Source organism: Mesorhizobium sp. P2_B11 (assembly GCF_056404855.1).
In genome coordinates this window covers 567,287-584,822 of sequence record NZ_JBFUDF010000003.1, presented here as the reverse complement: position 1 = coordinate 584,822, position 17,536 = coordinate 567,287, and the positions used below count along the sequence as shown (strand labels likewise).

Here is a 17,536-nt window from a genome sequence, read left to right as displayed (position 1 = left end):
TTGTCTGGCGGCCCTGCCTACATCGCGTCGCAGGCGGTTTTATTCAAGATGGTGACGCGGGCCCTCCCGCGCCTGCTCAACCCGTCATGCGTTTTTACGGCTGACGGAGCGGTAGAGCGCGAAGCCGACCAGCAGCGCGTCGAGGCCGGYGATGACCACCGGCAGGCCGAGCGGACCAATGGCCTGCATCAGGGCGCCGGCACCGGGCGGGCCGACAATGCCGCCCGCGCCCCACATCAGCGCGAAAGCGGCGTTGCCGGCGACCAGCACCGTTCCCTTGAAGCGGCTGCCGAGCTCTACCAGGGCCATGGTGTAGACGCCGTAGCCGACAGCGCCCATGACAAGAAGGACGAGCCAGATCGCCGGCGTCGTGATCAGCAACGGCAGCAAAACCGCACAGGTCGTTGTCGCCAGGGCACAAAAAATGATCATGGCCCGGCCGCCAAAGCGCTCGGCCAGCAGGCCGAGCGGGATTTGCAGGAAGATGTTTCCCAGCGACAGCGCCATCACCAGGGCGGCAAGCGTCCTTTCGGGCAGGCCATAGGCGGCACCGAAGACCGGCATCAAGGCATAGGTGCCCTGCTGGACCGCGGCCGAAACCAGCACGGCAAACAACAGCGCCGGCGCCACCCTGGCGAAACCGAAAAATCCGCCGGACGACTGGCCGTCATCCTCGAAGCCGGCAAGGCTTGACGAAACCGCGTGCAGGATCACGGCACACAACACAAAGCCGGCCATCCCGACCAGGAAAGGAACCCAACCCGATATGCCAACCGCGGTCAGGACCAAAGGCCCTGCGGCATAGCCCGCGCCGAGCACGGTGTTGAATGCCCCCATCACCCTGCCGCGGCGCGACGGCGGCGCCAGCGACAGCGCCCATACTTCGCCCAGTATATAGAGCGGGTTGATGACGATGCCGATGATGAAACGCAGGACGAACCAGCCCACCCAGTCCTGCAGATAGCCGATGCCGAGGAAGCACAGCGCCCCGATCAAGGAGCAACCGACAGCCAGCGAGCGTGCGCCAACCATGCGGACGGCTGCTGGCACGAACGAGGCCGAAAGGATCAGGCCGAGCGGCATCATCGCAGCCGACAGGCCGATCAGCGCCGGCGACATGCCCTGCTTCTGCATCAGCAGCGTAAACAGCGGCGAGCTCAGCCCTTGCGCCGCGCCGAACATGGCAAGCGCCGCGGTAACGCCGGCAAGCGCTGCCCACTGCGTCGCGGCTTCGCTGTCGCTCGAACCGGTCGTGGCCATGCTGTCTTTTCCAGTGAGTTGCCGGCTATGCCGACCGGCAAACCACCGAGCTAGCGGTTCGTTTCAGCGAAAGGAAGGGCCGCCGCCGAAATCCCCTTGCGCCAAGGGCCCAGTGGGCGCGTCCTCTCCGCCAATTCCTCGCAAGCTGTCAGCGTCCAGCTGCCGTTCCGGCATGTCGCTTCCCTCGTCCTAGTGGTCGCCGCCTCCGCAATGGCCGGAGGTCAGCCGGTCCATTATGCCGGCCGCTACCCGCATCGTACGAGGACCATCATGACCGCTGCCCTGCAACCAGCCGAACCGCCTTTGGCCACCGACCGCGCCCGTCGCGGCGGCCGTGCGGGCAAGCGCGCCGGCGGCTCGGCCGCTTTCGAACAGCCGGCCTTCCGGCAGCTGAGAAACCCGCTGACGCCGACCAAGCTGGTCTCCGACGACGAGCTGGAATCGATCCACCTCGCCTCGTTGCGCGTGCTCAGGGAAATCGGCGTCGACGTGCTGCATGACGAAGCCCGCCGCATCATGAAGGAACACGGCGCCGACGTGACCGCCGGCAGCGAGCGGGTCCGCTTCGACAGCGACATGATCCTCGATCTCATCTCGAACTGCCCGTCGGAATTCACGCTGCATGCCCGCAACCCCGCGCACAATGTGCGCTTCGGCGGCAACAATGTGATCCTGTCGATGATGGCCTCGGCGCCCAACTGTTCCGACCTCGACCGCGGCCGCCGCCCGGGCAACCAGGCCGACTACCGCAACTTCCTGCGGCTGGCGCAGATGCACAACATCCTGAACTGCACCGGCGGCTATCCGGTCGAGCCGACCGACATCCATCCGTCGGTGCGCCACCTCGAATGCATCCGCGACCTCGCCACGCTGACCGACAAGGTGTTCCACATCTATTCGCTCGGCAAGGAACGCAATGTCGACGGCATCGAGATCACCCGCATCGCGCGTGGCATCAGCCATGAGCAGATGCTGGAAGAGCCATCCGTCTTCACCATCATCAACACCAATTCGCCGCTGAAGCTCGACGTGCCGATGATGGAAGGCATCATCCAGATGTCGAGCAAGGGCCAGGTCGTCGTCGTCACGCCCTTCACCCTGTCGGGCGCCATGGCACCCGTCACCATCGCCGGCGCGCTGGTGCAGCAGAATGCCGAGGCGCTGTCCGGCATCGCCTTTGCCCAGATGGTGCGCAAGGGCGCGCCGGTCGGCTATGGCGGCTTCACCTCCAATGTCGACATGAAATCCGGCTCGCCGGCCTTCGGCACGCCCGAATACATGAAGGCGCAGCTGGTCGGCGGCCAGCTTGCCCGTCGCTACAAGATCCCCTACCGCACCTCCAACACCTGCGCCGCCAACACCGTCGACGCGCAAGCCGCCTATGAAAGTGTGTTCTCGCTGTGGGGCGCCATCCAGGGCGGCGGCAATCTGATGATGCACGGCGCCGGCTGGCTCGAGGGCGGCCTGCGCTGCTCCTACGAGAAGACCATCCTCGACATCGACCTGTTGCAGATGGTGGCCGAATTCCTCACCCCGCTCGACCTTTCCGAAGAGGCGCTCGGCTTCGACGCTATCCAGTCGGTCGGCCCCGGCGGCCATTTCTTCGGCACCCAGCACACGCAGGATCGCTATAAGACCGCCTTTTACTCGCCGGTCCTTTCCGACTGGCGCAATTTCGAAACCTGGGCCGAAGCCGGCTCGCCGACCGCGCTGGAAAAGGCCAACAAGGTCTGGAAGGAACGGCTGGCGTCCTACGAGGAACCCTATATGGACCCGGCCATCCGCGAGGAACTCAACGACTTTGTCGACAAGCGCCGCGCCGAAGGCGGCGCGCCGACCGATTTCTGATCGACATCGCACAGCGTCTGTCTCGCCGCTGACCAACACCTGATTCAATTTACGCAAAAACGGACCCATCTTTATGAAATCTCACGTCAAAGCGGTTGTCATTGGCGGCGGCGTCGTTGGCTGCTCGGTTCTCTACCATCTGGCCAAGGCCGGCTGGACCGACATCATGCTGATCGAGCGTTCGGAGCTCACCTCCGGCTCGTCCTGGCATGCCGCCGGCGGCTTCCACACGCTGAACGGCGACCCCAACGTCGCCAAGCTGCAGGCCTATACGGTCCAGCTCTACAAGGAGATCGAGGAGATCTCCGGCCAGTCCTGCTCGCTGCATCTGACCGGCGGCGTGATGATGGCCGATACGCCCGAGCGCATGGATTTTCTGCGCCTGGCCCACGCCAAGGGCCGCTATCTCGGCATGGACACCGAGCTGATCACGCCGTCCGAAGCCAAGGCGATGTTCCCGCTGATGGACGAGACGAATTTCGTCGGCGCCATGTGGGACCCGGTCGAAGGCCATCTCGACCCCTCCGGCACCACCATCGCCTACTCCAAGGCGGCCAAGAAACTCGGCGCCGAAATCGTGCTGCGCAACCGCGTCGTCGATCTGACGCAGCAGCCTGACGGCACCTGGAACGTCGTTACCGAACAAGGCACGGTCCACGCCGAGCATGTCGTCAATTGCGGCGGCCTGTGGGCGCGCGAGATCGGCCGCATGGTCGGCGTCGAACTGCCGGTGCTGGCGATGGAGCACATGTACCTGCTCACCGAGCCGATGCCGGAGGTCGAGGAGTTCAACAAGTCGACCGGCCGCGAAATGATCGGCGTGCTCGACTTCAAGGGCGAGATCTACACCCGCCAGGAGCGCAACGGCATCCTGCTCGGCACCTATGAAAAGGCCTGCAAGCCGTGGTCGCCGGTCAACACGCCGTGGGATTTCGGCCACGAACTGCTGCCGCCGGATCTCGACCGCATCGCGCCGTCGCTGGAAATCGGCTTCAAGCATTTCCCCGGCATCGAGAAGGCCGGCATCAAGCAGATCATCAACGGCCCCTTCACCTTCGCGCTCGACGGCAATCCGCTGGTCGGCCCGGTTCAGGGCCTGACCAATTTCTGGTGCGCCTGCGCCGTCATGGCCGGCTTCAGCCAGGGCGGCGGCGTCGGCCTCGCACTGTCCAACTGGATGGTGCATGGCGATCCGGGCTTTGACGTCTGGGGTATGGATGTCGCCCGCTTCGGCGAGTGGGCTGGGCTCCGCTACACCAACGCCAAGGTGCGCGAAAACTATTCGCGCCGCTTCTCCATCCGCTTCCCCAACGAAGAGTTGCCGGCCGCGCGCCCGGCGCAGACGACGCCGCTCTATGACACCATGCTCGCCAACAACGCCGTGATGGGCGACAGCTGGGGCCTGGAAACGCCGCTCTGGTTCGCGCCCAAGGGCAAGGAGCCCAGGGATATCGTCTCGTTCCACCGCTCCAACGATTTCGGGCCTATCGGCGAAGAAGTCCGCGCCACGCGCGAAAAGGTCGGCGTCACCGAGATTGCCAACTTCGCCAAATACGAAGTGTCGGGACCTGCAGCTGAGGATTTCCTCAACCGTCTGATGACCAACCGCATGCCGAAGATCGGCCGCATCGTGCTGACGCCGATGATCAACGAATTCGGCAAGCTGATCGGCGACTTCACCATCGCCAAATCAGGTGAAGACCGCTTCATGATCTGGGGTTCGTCGGCCGCGCAGAAATACCACATGCGCTGGTTCGAAAAGCACCTGCCGAAGGACGGTTCGGTGCGCATCCACCGCTTCGACCAGACGCTGGTCGGTCTCTCCATCGCCGGGCCGAAATCGCGCGACCTCCTGCAAAAGCTGGTCGATGTCGACATCTCGACAAAAGCCTTCCGCTTCATGGACTTCCGTGAAATGGCGGTCGGCGGCGCGCCCTGCATGGTCAACCGCATCACCTACACCGGCGATCTCGGCTACGAGATCTGGATGGCGCCGGCCTACCAGCGCCTGGTCTACAAGGCCATCAAGGACGCCGGCGAGGAGTTCGGCCTGGTCGATTTCGGCATGCGCGCGCTGCTCTCCATGCGCCTTGAAAAGAACTTCCCGACCTGGTTCCGCGAGCTGCGCCCGATCTACGGGCCGTTCGAAGGCTCGATGGACCGCTTCATCAAGCTCGAGAAGAACGACTTCATTGGCCGCGACGCCGCCGCCAAGGAACAGGCGGAAGGACCGAAACTGCGCCGTGTCTCCTTCATCGTCGATGCGGCCGATGCCGACGTGATGGGCGACGAGCCGATCTGGGCCAAGGTCAGCAAGGACTACGGCACGGTGGAAAAGCCGCATGGCTACGGCGCGCCGCGTTTCGACACAGCGGGCAAGGAAGTCCGCGGTTCCAAGGCTGCTCAAGGGGCTTCGGCCGTACGCGGCATCGTCGATGGCGACTGGCGCGTGGTCGGCTGGGTGACCTCGGGCGGCTATGCGCATTCCGTGCAGAAGTCGATGGCGCAAGGCTATGTGCCGGCAGCGCTCGCCGAGGACGAAAGTGCCGGCCTGTTCGAGATCGAGATCCTCGGGCATCGGCGTTCGGCCCGCATCAATGTCGAGGCGCCCTTCGATCCGAGCGGCGAGAAGATGCGGACCTAAAAGGCGACAGCGTTTGCGAGATCGTGTTAAGGGGCCTTCGGCAATCGGCCGCAGGCATTCCTCGATGAGAAGACGATCCCCTTGCAGTATCTAGAGAAATGGACGGACTGGCTGTGCGAAGGCAAAGTCGGTCCCTTCAACGCCGCGCTGGTCTGTCTCGCGGTCTATTGCATCGTCCAGATCGTGGTGATGGCGCTGTCGTCCCACATCGTGGGAACCGGCGTCGGCGTCGACGATTCCGAACAGCTGATGTACATGCATTACCTCTGGGCCGGCTATGGCGGCTCGCAGCCGCCACTGTACACGTGGCTTGCCCGCCTCATCGCCGGCGTGGTCGGAACGAACATCCTCGCGCTCAAGATCGTGAAGTATCTTCTGATCGGCGTGGCGTTGGCGTCGGCTTTCATCGGTGTGCGCCGTCTCGGCTATTCCAGCCGAGCGGGCGCCGCCGCCATGTTCGGCCTGTTGTTGTTTCCGCAGATGGTGTGGGAGATGCAGCATGCCCTCACTCACTCCATCGCCGCCTTCTGTTTTTCAGTGGTGCTGTTTCTTGCGCTCGTCGAACTGGTGCAGCGGCGATCGCTCACCGCCTATGTGCTGTTCGGTGTGGCGATCGCAGCCGCGATCCTGTCGAAATACAACAATGTGATTTTTCTCGGCGCGCTGGTGCTGTCGACGTTTTCGCTGCGCGAAACACGCGGCGTCGTGCTGAACCGCCGGTTTTTGATCAGCGTGGCGGTGGGTGTGCTGCTTTGCCTGCCGACACTCCATTGGAGCCTGACGCACACCGACCAGTTGCTGTCGCACAGTGGCGGTTTCTTCGGCGCGGCCAGGGAAAGCGGCGCGATACAGACCGCATTCAACGGAATGAGCGGACTGGCCCGTGCGATCCTGTTTTTCGCCCTGCTGCCGGCGGGCATTTTCGCAGTGGCTTTCCTCATCGCGTGGAAGAGGCCCGCGCCGGACCCGCAACCGACGCCGTGGGCCGAAAAACTGGTATGGCGCACCATAACCTTTTCCCTTGCCATCACCATCGTGCTCGTCCTGGCGAGCGGCGCGACGGAATTTCGCGACCGCTGGATGCTTCCCGTGCTTGTGCTGCTGCCAGTTGCATTGGCCATGCGCATAGACGCTCGGGGAGACAGGGGCCGAAAGTGGCAGGACATAATCGTCTTTGTCGGCGCGACGCTGGCCATCCTGGTGCTGCCGGTGACCTGGTACGCGCACCTCAATGGCGGCGACAGCCGGGGCAGCATCGTGCGCATGGACTACAAGGCGCTTTACGCCCAGCTGACGGCAAACGGACCGATCCGCACAACGGTATCGAGCTGGCACTGGTTGGGAAATCTGCGTCTCATCGATCCCGACCTCATCGTCCTCGATGAAGAATTGCCGGACTTCAGCGATCTGCTGAAAGAGCCGGCAGTGCTTGTCACGACGAACGACAAGGAGGATGTCAACGCCGTCCTCGAGCTGCTGGATCAGGCTGGCTATGTGGCAGACGGCCCGCCGCAGCAGCTTGCTGTGCCGCAGCTGTTCGGCAGCCACCCGCCCACCCGCATCGTGACGGTCACGCGGCTGAAGAAGGTGGCGGCCGCGGCAGGCGCGGCACCACAATAGCATCGGCAGGGAGGCCTCGGGTGGAGAAGCAAGGGTTCGGTCGTCACCGCAAGATCATGCCGTTCGAGCCGGATTCGGTCGAGGCTTTGCGCGACGCCTCGCGCCAGAAGGCGGCGTCGCTGAACCAGCACGTGCTGGGCTATGGCGCGCAAGCTGAATCCGAATGGCAAGCGGCAGGCATCGCAGCGCCCGACCTTGCCGCGATGCGCAAATACCGGCTCGAGCGCATCCGCGCCGAGCTGAAGCGCCGAAACTATGCCGGCGCCCTGCTCTACGACCCCGTCAACATCCGCTACGCCACCGATTCGACCAACATGCAGCTGTGGGTCGCGCACAACCCGACCCGCCATTGTTTCGTCGCCACTGAGGGCCCGGTGGTGCTGTTCGACTATTTCTCCTGCGAGCATCTCTCCGACCATTCCGGCGTCGTCGACGAGGTGCGGCCGGCAGTGTCGTGGATGTATCTCTATGGCGGCGAGCTGACCGACCAGAAAGTCCGCCGCTGGGCCGCCGGCATCGCGGATCTGGTCAGGGAGCATGGCGGCGGCAACAGCCGCATCGCCGTCGATCACATCAATCCCGAAGGCGTCGAGGAACTCGCCCGGCTCGGCATCTCGATCGGCAATGGCGAGGCGGTGATGGAAAATGCGCGGCTGATCAAATCGCCCGACGAGATCCTCGCGATGCGTCGCGCCATCGTCGCCTGCGAAGCGGCGATGGGCGAGATGGAAGCGGCGCTGACGCCGGGCATTTCCGAAAACGAGCTATGGGCCGAACTCCACCGCGGCAACATTGCCCGCGGCGGCGAATGGATCGAAACCCGGCTGCTGGCGTCGGGGCCGCGCACCAATCCGTGGTTCCAGGAATGCTCGTCGCGGGTCATCGAAGCAGGCGACCTCGTCGCCTTCGACACCGATCTGATCGGCCCGTACGGCTTCTGCGCCGATCTCTCGCGCACCTTCCTTTGCGGCGACGAAAGGCCGTCGAACGAGCAGCGTGACCTCTTCCGCGTCGCCGCCGACCAGATCGCCCACAACACGCAACTGATGCAGCCCGGCATCTCTTTCCGTGACCTGGTCGAACGCTCCGTGGTGCCGCCGGGAGACTGCTTCCCGACCCGATACGGCGTGCTCTATCACGGCGTCGGGCTGGCCGACGAATATCCGACCCTGCCGCATGCCAGCGACTGGACGCCGGACACGCCGGACGGTGTGCTGGAGCCGGGCATGGTGCTGTGCGTGGAGAGCTATATCGGCCGGCTAGGCGGGCACGAGGGCGTCAAGATCGAGGAACAGATCCTGATCACCGAGACCGGCAACCAGCAGCTTTCAACCTACCCGTTGGATGCGCGGCTGCTCGGCTAGGTTGGCGAGGGCTTCGCGCAATGCCTTGAGCGTCTTGTCTGGCGTCGTCCTGGCGGTGATGTAGGGCAGGCCCTTGCGCCGTGCCGTCCAGCCGACGACCGCCACCTTTTGGGCGGCAGGCTCGAAACGCTGCGCCAGCGCCCAGCTCTCGCAGTCGATCGCGGCGATATCCGCCTTGCCCTCGGCAACCGCAACGATCGAACCGCGATGGCCGCCGCTTTCGCTGCGTGACGAAAAGATATCGAGACCTTCGCCGATTGCTTGCAGGTCGCGCGTCAGCGCTATGACGCCCGACATCGAATCGAGACTGTTGAAGGTGAAGCGCTTGCGACGCATGAGATCGAGCGGCAGCAAGGCCTTGCCGTCCGCAGGCGAGCGCACTTCCGGCCCCTCGCCTGTCCGCATCACCAGCGCGCTCGAATAGAGTTCGCCCTGGCCGCCCTCATAAGCGTCGTAGCTCGGCTGCCCGACCACCTGCACCTGTTTGGACAGGCCAAGCTCCATCGGCCCCCAGCAGGTCTGCGCGAACAGCAGCGCCGGATGCAGCCAAAGCTGGTGATAGTCGAGTTCGTTCGGCGGCAATGTCGCCGGATCGGGCGCGATCAATCTGCCCTCGGCGTCGTGGATGCCGCCCGGCACCGGCGGCAGGTCGCCATTGCCGCGCACGATGGCCTGCGGCGCATCGATGCCCTTTTGCCGGAAAGCCTCGCGCAACCCTGCCCATTGCGCGTCGACCTCGTCGCGCATTTCGGGCCAGTCATACATCGGCAAAGCCGCAATCAATTCACTCATGTCGATATCAAATCATCATGTCTGGAGAAAGGATCGCAAAAACGCGGCGTCCAATCAGAATTGGCCGACACCGGTTCAGCGATGCTCCGGAATTATTCCTTGGGCGGCTCGGCGGGAACCGGCGCGCTGCCGAGCCCGCTGACGCTGCGCGCCCTGACGCGCGGCTTGAACGCCCTGCCCGGCTCGGCCTGGCGGCGCAGCACCGGGTGCACGATCGGCTCCTTGGCCTTGAAGGCGTAGGCTTTGATCAGCGCGAAATAGTTCGGATAGGCATAGCCATTGTTCATCCGCAGCCACTCGTCGCGGCGGTCGCGAAACAGTTTTGGCAGTCTGTACCAGGCAACCGTCGGGGTCTTGTGGTGGACGAAGTGCAGATTGTTGTTGAGGAACAGGTACGACAGCGGCGAACGCTCGATGATCACCGTGCGCCCCTCGGGATGCTCGGACCACTGATGCTCGGCGAAAGTGCGGACGGCAATCAGCGACTGGCCGAGCCAGACCGGCGCCAGAATGTAGAGCCATACGGGGATGCCGAAGCCGAACTGCACGACCGGCAGCACGACGGCGAGACCGATCGCATGCAGCAGCCATGCCTTGCCGATCACCTTGTCGCCGGCAATCATGTGCTTGGCGTCGTCAATGAAGAAACCGATGCAGGACAGCCACGGGCCGAGGAAGAACCGGCCGGCCATGGTGTTGTTGATCTTGAGCAGGAACTTCATCGTCGGCGGCAGATCGTCATGCATCCACAGCGCCTGATAATAGCTCTCGGGATCGTCGAGCGGATCGGTCAGGCGCTCGTCGGCGTGGTGGCGCAGATGAAGCGTCTTGAAGCGACGGAACGGCCAGACCAGGCCGATCGGAAGGAAGACGAAGGCTTCATTGATCAGCGCGCTGCGCGTCGGATGGCCATGCAGCACTTCGTGCATGATCGACGACTGCAAGGCCAGGATGAAGCCGAGGAGAATGAGAGCCGGGATTGGATAAGAGGGCCAAAGCAGGAGCCCGACAGCGAGCCATGTTCCGTAACAGAAGAAAGCGAGGACCACTGTCGGCCATTCGATGGCCGCTGCGTTGCGTCGCTTGATGCTCTTGCCTGCCATGCTATCGACCACTGTCCCTCAGTCGCCGGAACCCCAATTGGTTCCTGACAGCATAATGTCAGGAGAAGCGATTCCACTCAACGAGACAAAGTGTACAAAATGTTGCATTTGCGCATTTTTGACCGCACATGTTACATATTGTAAACAACCTTAGGGATTCATTTACGCATGAAGCGCTGATTCGGCGGCTCCGGCGCAAATTTTTCCTCAAAGAGCGCGAGGAACGAACAGTGGACAAACGGGACCTGTCAGCCATCTTTCGGGAGCGTCTGAAGCTGCTCCTGACACGCTCCGACCTCAACCAGTCGGCCTTCGCGTCAGCAGTCGGCATCGATCGGTCGGCGCTGTCGCAACTGATGTCCGGCGCCTCGACGCGCCTGCCGCGCGCCGAAACGCTGCTCAACATCGCCGCCGAATTCAAAGTGTCGCTGGATTGGCTGCTTGGCCTTAGCCAGGACGAAGGCGTCACTGGTGAAATCCGCGAAAGCCTGGAGATCGAGGAGGCGCCCGACGGCTTCGACCGCACGCTGCTGGCCAAATGGTTCGCGGAAGCTGCCGGCACAAAAATCCGCTATGTGCCGGCCGGCATTCCCGACCTTCTGCGCACCCACCAGCTGGTCGACTACGAAGCCAACATCACCAACCGCAGCCGTTCGGCGCAGGCCAGCGAGACGCGGTACCGCATCGAATACAACCGGCGCCCCGAGACCGACATGGAGGTCTGCATGCCGCGCCACACGCTGGAAATCTTTGCCCGCGGCCTCGGCGTCTGGGATCGTTTTCCCGAGGCCGATCGGCGGCAGCAGCTCGCCCACATGGCGACGCTGCTTGACGATCTCTACCCGACCTTCCGGCTGTTTCTCTATGACGGCCGCATGCGCTACTCGATCCCGCTGACCATCTTCGGTCCCTACCGCGCCGCCATCTATGTCGGCGACATGTATGTGGTGCTGAACGCCAACCAGCCGATCCAGGCGCTGACCCAGCACTTCGACAATCTGATACGCGCCGCCGACGTCAACCCGCACGAAGCAGCCGCCTTCGCGCGCAATCTGGCCGGCGCATCATTTCCATCAGGGTCTGCCTGATCGCCAGCAACCCCGAAAGGGTGCGTTGCGCGGCAACCGCGGGCCGCAAACACATTGACTGGACATAAAGACTTCTTTATATCCTTATTCCATTCGAAAATCTGAAAGCCGATCCGATGACTGCAACCAATCCCATCGACGCATTGCTGGCCGAAAAGGGTGTGCTGCTCGCCGACGGCGCCACCGGCACCAATCTGTTCGCGATGGGTCTCGAGGCCGGCGAAGCGCCCGAACTGCTCAACGAGACAGCGCCTGATACCATCACCAGCCTGCACCAGAATTTCGTCGATGCCGGCGCCGACATCATTCTTACCAACTCTTTCGGCGGCACCCGCCACCGGCTGAAGCTGCACCACGCGCAGGACCGCGTGCATGCGCTGAACAAGCGCGCCGCCGAGATTGCCCGCGCTGTCGCCGACAAGGCCGGCAGGAAAGTCATCGTGGCCGGCTCGGTCGGCCCGACCGGCGAGTTGCTGGTGCCGCTTGGCGCCATGACCTATGACGAGGCGGTCGAGGCCTTCGCCGAACAGATCGAGGGTCTGAAGGAAGGTGGCGCCGAAGTCGCCTGGATCGAGACTATGTCGGCCCCGGACGAAATCCGCGCTGCCGCCGAAGCCGCCATCCGTGTCGGCCTGCCCTACACCTATACCGGGTCTTTCGACACCGCCGGCCGCACCATGATGGGCCTGCTGCCCAGGGATATCCATGGCGTGGTCGACGGACTTTCAGAGACACCGCTCGGGGTCGGCGCCAATTGCGGTGTCGGCGCCTCCGACATCCTGGCCTCGCTGCTCGACATGACCGAGGCGAAGCCGGAAGCGACGGTAATCGTCAAGGGCAATTGCGGCATTCCCGAATTTCGTGGCACCGAGATTCATTACTCCGGCACGCCGGAGCTGATGGCCGACTATGTCAGGCTGGCGGTCGATGGCGGCGCGAAGATCATCGGCGGCTGCTGCGGCACCTCGTTCCAGCACCTTGCCGCGATGCGCAAGGCGCTCGACGCGCACACCAAAGCCGAACGTCCGACGGTCGCGGCGATCGTCGAGCGCATCGGTCCGATGCGCAACAAGGTTGCGACGGAAAACACCGCCGAGACCAGCGAAGCCCGCCGCGAACGCCGTCGCAGCCGGGCCTGATATCGGTCAGGTTATTCGCTGTTTTCAGCGTAGCGCGATAGCGCCGTCTTGAAATCCACGACGGTGCTGTCGCTATTGCCACCCATCGTCACCAGATCACCCGATGACTGCGGATTGCCGATCTGCTCCAGCATGACGCGAAAGCGGTCGTTGTTCAGCGCCGACATCGCCGTGGTCCTGGCCGCGGCCACATCATTCATGATGCGCCGAGATTCCGCCGAAGGCGCCTGCGAAGCGGTCGACTGAACGTCCCTTGCCGCCGGCATTGAAGTCCCAATGTCTCTGATCTGCAATTCGGCCCCCAAAGCCCTGTATTAGCGCTTCGTAACAAGAGGAAATTGCGATCCCGTTCCGGAATTGCCGCACAATTTAACGATCCGGCACATCACCCCTTTGTTCGAGGCGCGCAGGATCTGACGGGATTCAGGTCAGGCCGGCCTCACCTGAATATCAACAGATCCGAAAAAAAGGCCGGCAAGGGAAAGATCCCTCGCCGGCCTGCCTCACCCGCCCGTAGCCGGTTCCCCCGTATCAGAACGACCCCCGTCTGAAAGGAACCGGCTGTATTGCCACTACCGGTTACCGCCCAGCGCCGAGGCAAGGCGCACAAGCGAAAGGAACTCGGACCTGTACCCAAACGGGTCGGCTCCTCGGGCGGCGGTGGCAATCTCCATGATCTTGTCGTAACCGAACTTCGCGGTCGCATCCTCGTCACGCAGCTTCTGGCCGAAGGCGGCGACAGCGACGGAGAAGCGCTGGTCGGTGCTGGCCTGGTCGAAGGCGTCGACCTCGTTGGCCGACGTCACCGGCGTGGTGATCAGCTTCGAGACGTCTTCGTTCGGCAGCTTGTAGCGGATCTTCACGAAGGCATATTCGTCGGCATTGGCGACACCGCCATTGTTGACCGTTGCCTGGCCGTAGCGCAGCGGGTCGATCTGTTCGCCGCCACTGCCCTTCGGCGTGATCTCGTAGATCGCGGTGACCGAATGGCCCGAGCCGATATCGCCGGCATCGACGCGGTCGTTGTTGAAATCCTCGCGGTTCAAGGCGCGGGTCTCGTAGCCGATCAGCCGGTATTCCGAGACCTTGTTCGGGTTGAACTCGACCTGGATCTTGACGTCCTTGGCGATGGTGAACAGTGTCGAGGAAGCATCCTCGACCAGGACCTTCTCGGCCTCGGCCAACGTGTCAATATAGGCGGCGGTGCCGTTGCCGTTCTGGGCGATGGTTTGCATCATCTGGTCGTTAAGATTGCCGCGGCCGAAGCCGAACACCGACAGGAAGACGCCCGTCTTGCGCTCCTGCTCGATCAACCGCTTCAGGTCCTCGTCATCCGTCTGGCCGACATTGAAGTCGCCGTCTGTGGCCAGCATCACACGATTGATGCCGTCCTTGACGAAGGACTGCTGGGCGAGCTTGTAGGCTTCCTTGATGCCCGCCTCGCCGGCTGTCGAGCCGCCGGGCGTCAGATTGTCGATTGCCGCGAGGATCTTGTCCTTCTCGGTGACCTTGGTCGGCATCAGCACCGTGCCGGCGTCACCAGCATAGGTGACGATCGAGATGGTGTCGTCAGCCTTGAGCTTGCTGACCAGCAGCCGGAACGCCGACTTGAGCAGCGGCAGCTTGTCCGGCTCGTCCATCGAACCCGACACGTCGATCAGGAACACCAGATTGGCCTTGGGCTGCTCGACCGGCTTGATGTCAAAACCCTTGATGGCGACATGCATCAGCTTGGTGTGACCGTTCCACGGCGTCGGCATCACGCTGACGGTCGAGTTGAACGGCGTCGATGCCGAATCCGGACCCTTCCAGTCATAGGGGAAGTAATTGACCATCTCCTCGACGCGCACCGTATCGGCCTGCGGCAGATAACCCTGCTTCAGCGAGCCGCGGACGAAGGAATAGGAGGCGGTGTCGACATCGATCGAGAAGGTCGAGACCGGATCCTGAAGGGCTGCATGCACCGGATTGGTCTTGAAATCCTCGACGCGGTCGCGGTTTGGCTCCTGCGGCGCAATCTGGTCGGCCGGCAGCGTCGAAGGCTGCTGCGGCGCCATCAGCTTGGATTCGGCGGCCCCCTGGACACGGCTGGCGCGCGCGGCATCGGCCGCAGGCGCCTGTGGCACCATTCGCATCATCGCTCGGTTGGACGGCGGCGCGGCCTCGGTGCTTGGCGCAGGCTCGGGCGCCTGCTGCTGAGTCTGCAAAGTGCCGTACTCGGCTTCGTTCACCTTCGCCGCAGCCTCGGTCTTCGGGGGCGCGGTCGGCGTGACAAGCGCATCGTTGACGTCGCGGCTTCGCACCTCGGCGTCGGCATCGGCCTTCTTCAAGTCGCCTTCGGGCGCCTGCTTGTCTTTTGCCGGCGCATTGATCGCGGGCTTGTCGGCCAGCGTTTCGGTGATCTTCTCGTCGCCGCCGAACGGCGACGGCTGTTCCCTCAACATGTGGAAGGTGGCGTATCCGGCGATCGGCAGGGCGACGAGCCCGGCAATGGCCGGCGTGGCAATGAGTTTCTTTTGCATGATCTCGCTCCAGAGCTTTTGTGCTCGCTCTGTGAGACGAAGCCCGCCAACCGATCCTTGGGTGACGGCGGAAATATTTTCCTGATCATAGGCGCGCATGGCGGCTTCGAAGGCGCGTGCCTTCGCGCTCTCGCCCGGCGCCGGTATTGCTGCGTCGCGCAGCCTGTTGAGTTCGTTGTCGTCGACCATGGTCACACTTCCCCGGCTGAACGCATCAACGTCTTCAGCCGTTTCTTCGCTTCATGGATGTGCCAGGAAACCGTCGTCTCCGAGATTGCCATCGCCTCGGCGGCGGCCGCATGGCTCAAACCTTCGCCATAGACCAGAAGCACTGCATCGCGCTGCTTGTCCGGCAGTTGCCGCACCGCTGCCCAGAGCGCCTCCGTGGGATCTTCCGGCTCGGCGGACGCCTCGCCCGAAATCATGCTGTAGGCGCCGTAGGCCTCGGTCTTGACGTTTTCGCGCGTGGTCTTGCGCATCATGTCGCGCGCCGCGTTCATCGTCACGGAATAAAGCCATGTCGTGAACGCGCCGCCGCCGCGATAGTCGCGGATCGCCTTGCCGAGGCGGACGCAGACTTCCTGGGCGATGTCTTCGGCATCGGCCTTTTTCCCACACCAGCGATAGGCGGCGCGATAGACGAAGTCGTAGTGCCGCTCCAGCAATTTGCCGAAGGCACCCCTGTCTCCGCCCTTCGCCCGCCCGATCAACTCGGCGTCGGAGGCTTCGCTCTCATCCAGCATCATCGCCATCATTTGCCTGTAGGACGAAGGCTAATGGCCAATCCTTGGGCTTATGGAAAGATTTTTTTCCGGAGCAACGGATTCCAGATGCGCCATGCGCGACAGGTGTGTGGAGATTCAGGTCAGGCCGAGCCGAAAACGGTGGCTTTCGAGAACCGGAGCGGAGCGTACTTTTGGTACGCGAGCACCGGAAGCACAGAAAGCCTTCGTTTGCAGGCCGGCCTCACCTGAATATCAACACACCTGGCCTGCGACCCAGCCGGACGACCAAGCCCATTGGAAATTATAGCCGCCCAACCAACCCGTGACATCGACCACTTCGCCGATGAAAAACAGGCCCGGCACGGATTTCGCCTGCATCGTCTTCTGGTCGAGCGCATTGGTATCGACGCCGCCAAGCGTCACTTCGGCGGTACGATAGCCCTCTGATCCGGCCGGCTTGATGCGCCAGTCGTTGACGGCGGCTTCGACGGTTTTCATCTGCAGGTCCGTCAAATCGGCGAGATTGCCATCAATCCCCGTACGCTCGGCCACCGCTTGCGCAAGGCGCTTCGGCAGATGGTTTGCCAGCACCGTCTGCACCGCTTGCCGGCCATTGACGCGTCGGGCGGCACGCAGCTGTTCGGCCACATCCATTCCCGGCAGCATGGCGATGCGGATCTCGTCGCCTTCGCGCCAGTAGGACGATATCTGCAGGATGGACGGCCCGCTCAGACCGCGATGGGTAAACAGCATCGCCTCCGAAAACCGCGTCTTGCCGCAAGCAACCTCAGCGTCGACGGCGTTGCCTGACAGCGGCGCAAGCCGCTCAAGCGTCCTGGCGTCGAAGGTCAGCGGCACCAGAGCCGGGCGGGTTTCGACCACCGCCAGGCCGAATTGTGCCGCCAGTTCGTAGCCGAAACCCGTCGCCCCCATCTTGGGGATCGACTTGCCGCCGCAAGCCACGACCAGCGATTGGCAGACGACCGTTCCACCGGTGAGCGAAAGCACAAACCCTTCCGCGGTCCTGGCGACATCCCGGACCTCGGTCGACAATGCCAGTTCCGCACCCCGGTCCCGCATCTCCGTAACCAGCATGCCGATGATCTGCTGCGCCGAGCCATCGCAAAACAGCTGTCCCAGCGTCTTCTCGTGATAGGCGATGCCATGGCGTTCGACGAGCGCGATGAAATCGCGCTGCGTGTAGCGGCTGAGCGCCGAGATGCAGAAATGCGGATTGCCGGAGAGAAAATTCTTCGGGCTGGTGTGGATGTTGGTGAAATTGCAGCGGCCGCCACCCGAGATGCGTATCTTTTCGCCGGGCTTTGCCGCGTGGTCGAGCACTAGCACCGAGCGGCCGCGCTTGCCCGCCTCGACGGCGCACATCATTCCGGCCGCACCGGCGCCGATCACCACGACATCATAGGATTGCAT

Annotated in this window: 13 protein-coding genes; 6 read left to right on the top strand and 7 right to left on the bottom strand. The window is 63.3% G+C overall.

Translation table 11 applies throughout. The features are described 5' to 3' along the window. Positions 1–84 precede the first annotated feature (84 nt). On the bottom strand, positions 85–1,260 hold the full coding sequence (locus AC1DYJ_RS11365; protein WP_477426069.1) for an MFS transporter: 1,176 nt from the start codon (positions 1,258–1,260) through the stop codon (positions 85–87). Positions 1,261–1,530: 270 nt separating this feature from the next. Between AC1DYJ_RS11365 and AC1DYJ_RS11360 the strand changes: the two genes are divergently transcribed. The 4 genes from AC1DYJ_RS11360 (at position 1,531) to AC1DYJ_RS11345 (ending at position 8,736) form a co-directional block, all read left to right on the top strand. After that, positions 1,531–3,108, top strand: coding sequence for a trimethylamine methyltransferase family protein (locus tag AC1DYJ_RS11360; RefSeq protein WP_477280802.1), 1,578 nt, complete (start codon positions 1,531–1,533; stop codon positions 3,106–3,108). A gap of 73 nt (positions 3,109–3,181) precedes the next feature. Next, positions 3,182–5,752, top strand: coding sequence for a GcvT family protein (locus AC1DYJ_RS11355; RefSeq protein ID WP_477280800.1), 2,571 nt, complete (start codon positions 3,182–3,184; stop codon positions 5,750–5,752). A 189-nt stretch (positions 5,753–5,941) separates the two neighbouring features. After that, positions 5,942–7,372, top strand: a complete 1,431-nt coding sequence (locus AC1DYJ_RS11350) for an ArnT family glycosyltransferase (RefSeq protein ID WP_477280798.1) — start codon at positions 5,942–5,944, stop codon at positions 7,370–7,372. Positions 7,373–7,428: 56 nt separating this feature from the next. Then, the gene (locus tag AC1DYJ_RS11345) at positions 7,429–8,736 is read left to right on the top strand and encodes a M24 family metallopeptidase (protein ID WP_477281725.1); all 1,308 of its coding nucleotides are present in this window, start codon (positions 7,429–7,431) and stop codon (positions 8,734–8,736) included. On the opposite strand, the gene AC1DYJ_RS11340 is transcribed toward AC1DYJ_RS11345, so the two are convergent. Continuing rightward, complete coding sequence (locus AC1DYJ_RS11340; RefSeq protein ID WP_477280797.1) at positions 8,701–9,528, bottom strand: phosphate/phosphite/phosphonate ABC transporter substrate-binding protein; 828 nt, start codon at positions 9,526–9,528, stop codon at positions 8,701–8,703. The genes AC1DYJ_RS11345 and AC1DYJ_RS11340 overlap by 36 nt on opposite strands. A 92-nt stretch (positions 9,529–9,620) precedes the next feature. Continuing rightward, on the bottom strand, positions 9,621–10,631 hold the full coding sequence (locus AC1DYJ_RS11335; protein ID WP_477280795.1) for a fatty acid desaturase: 1,011 nt from the start codon (positions 10,629–10,631) through the stop codon (positions 9,621–9,623). 230 nt (positions 10,632–10,861) lie between these two features. On the opposite strand from AC1DYJ_RS11335, the gene AC1DYJ_RS11330 reads away from it, so the two are divergent. Together AC1DYJ_RS11330 and bmt are read left to right on the top strand one after the other, a co-directional pair. After that, on the top strand, positions 10,862–11,719 hold the full coding sequence (locus tag AC1DYJ_RS11330) for a helix-turn-helix domain-containing protein (protein ID WP_477280793.1): 858 nt from the start codon (positions 10,862–10,864) through the stop codon (positions 11,717–11,719). A 116-nt stretch (positions 11,720–11,835) separates the two neighbouring features. After that, entirely contained in the window at positions 11,836–12,858 is a 1,023-nt protein-coding gene (gene bmt, locus AC1DYJ_RS11325; RefSeq protein ID WP_477280791.1) for a betaine--homocysteine S-methyltransferase, read from the top strand. 11 nt (positions 12,859–12,869) lie between these two features. On the opposite strand, the gene AC1DYJ_RS11320 is transcribed toward bmt, so the two are convergent. The 4 genes from AC1DYJ_RS11320 to AC1DYJ_RS11305 form a co-directional block, all read right to left on the bottom strand. Then, entirely contained in the window at positions 12,870–13,058 is a 189-nt protein-coding gene (locus AC1DYJ_RS11320; RefSeq protein ID WP_477280790.1) for a hypothetical protein, read from the bottom strand. A gap of 372 nt (positions 13,059–13,430) precedes the next feature. Then, the gene (locus AC1DYJ_RS11315) at positions 13,431–15,569 is read right to left on the bottom strand and encodes a vWA domain-containing protein (RefSeq protein WP_477280788.1); all 2,139 of its coding nucleotides are present in this window, start codon (positions 15,567–15,569) and stop codon (positions 13,431–13,433) included. 2 nt (positions 15,570–15,571) lie between these two features. After that, positions 15,572–16,132 (bottom strand): RNA polymerase sigma factor, encoded by a 561-nt coding sequence (locus AC1DYJ_RS11310; RefSeq protein WP_112565450.1) that lies wholly within the window; start codon positions 16,130–16,132, stop codon positions 15,572–15,574. A 225-nt stretch (positions 16,133–16,357) separates the two neighbouring features. Continuing rightward, positions 16,358–17,536, bottom strand: coding sequence for a BaiN/RdsA family NAD(P)/FAD-dependent oxidoreductase (locus tag AC1DYJ_RS11305; protein ID WP_477280786.1), 1,179 nt, complete (start codon positions 17,534–17,536; stop codon positions 16,358–16,360).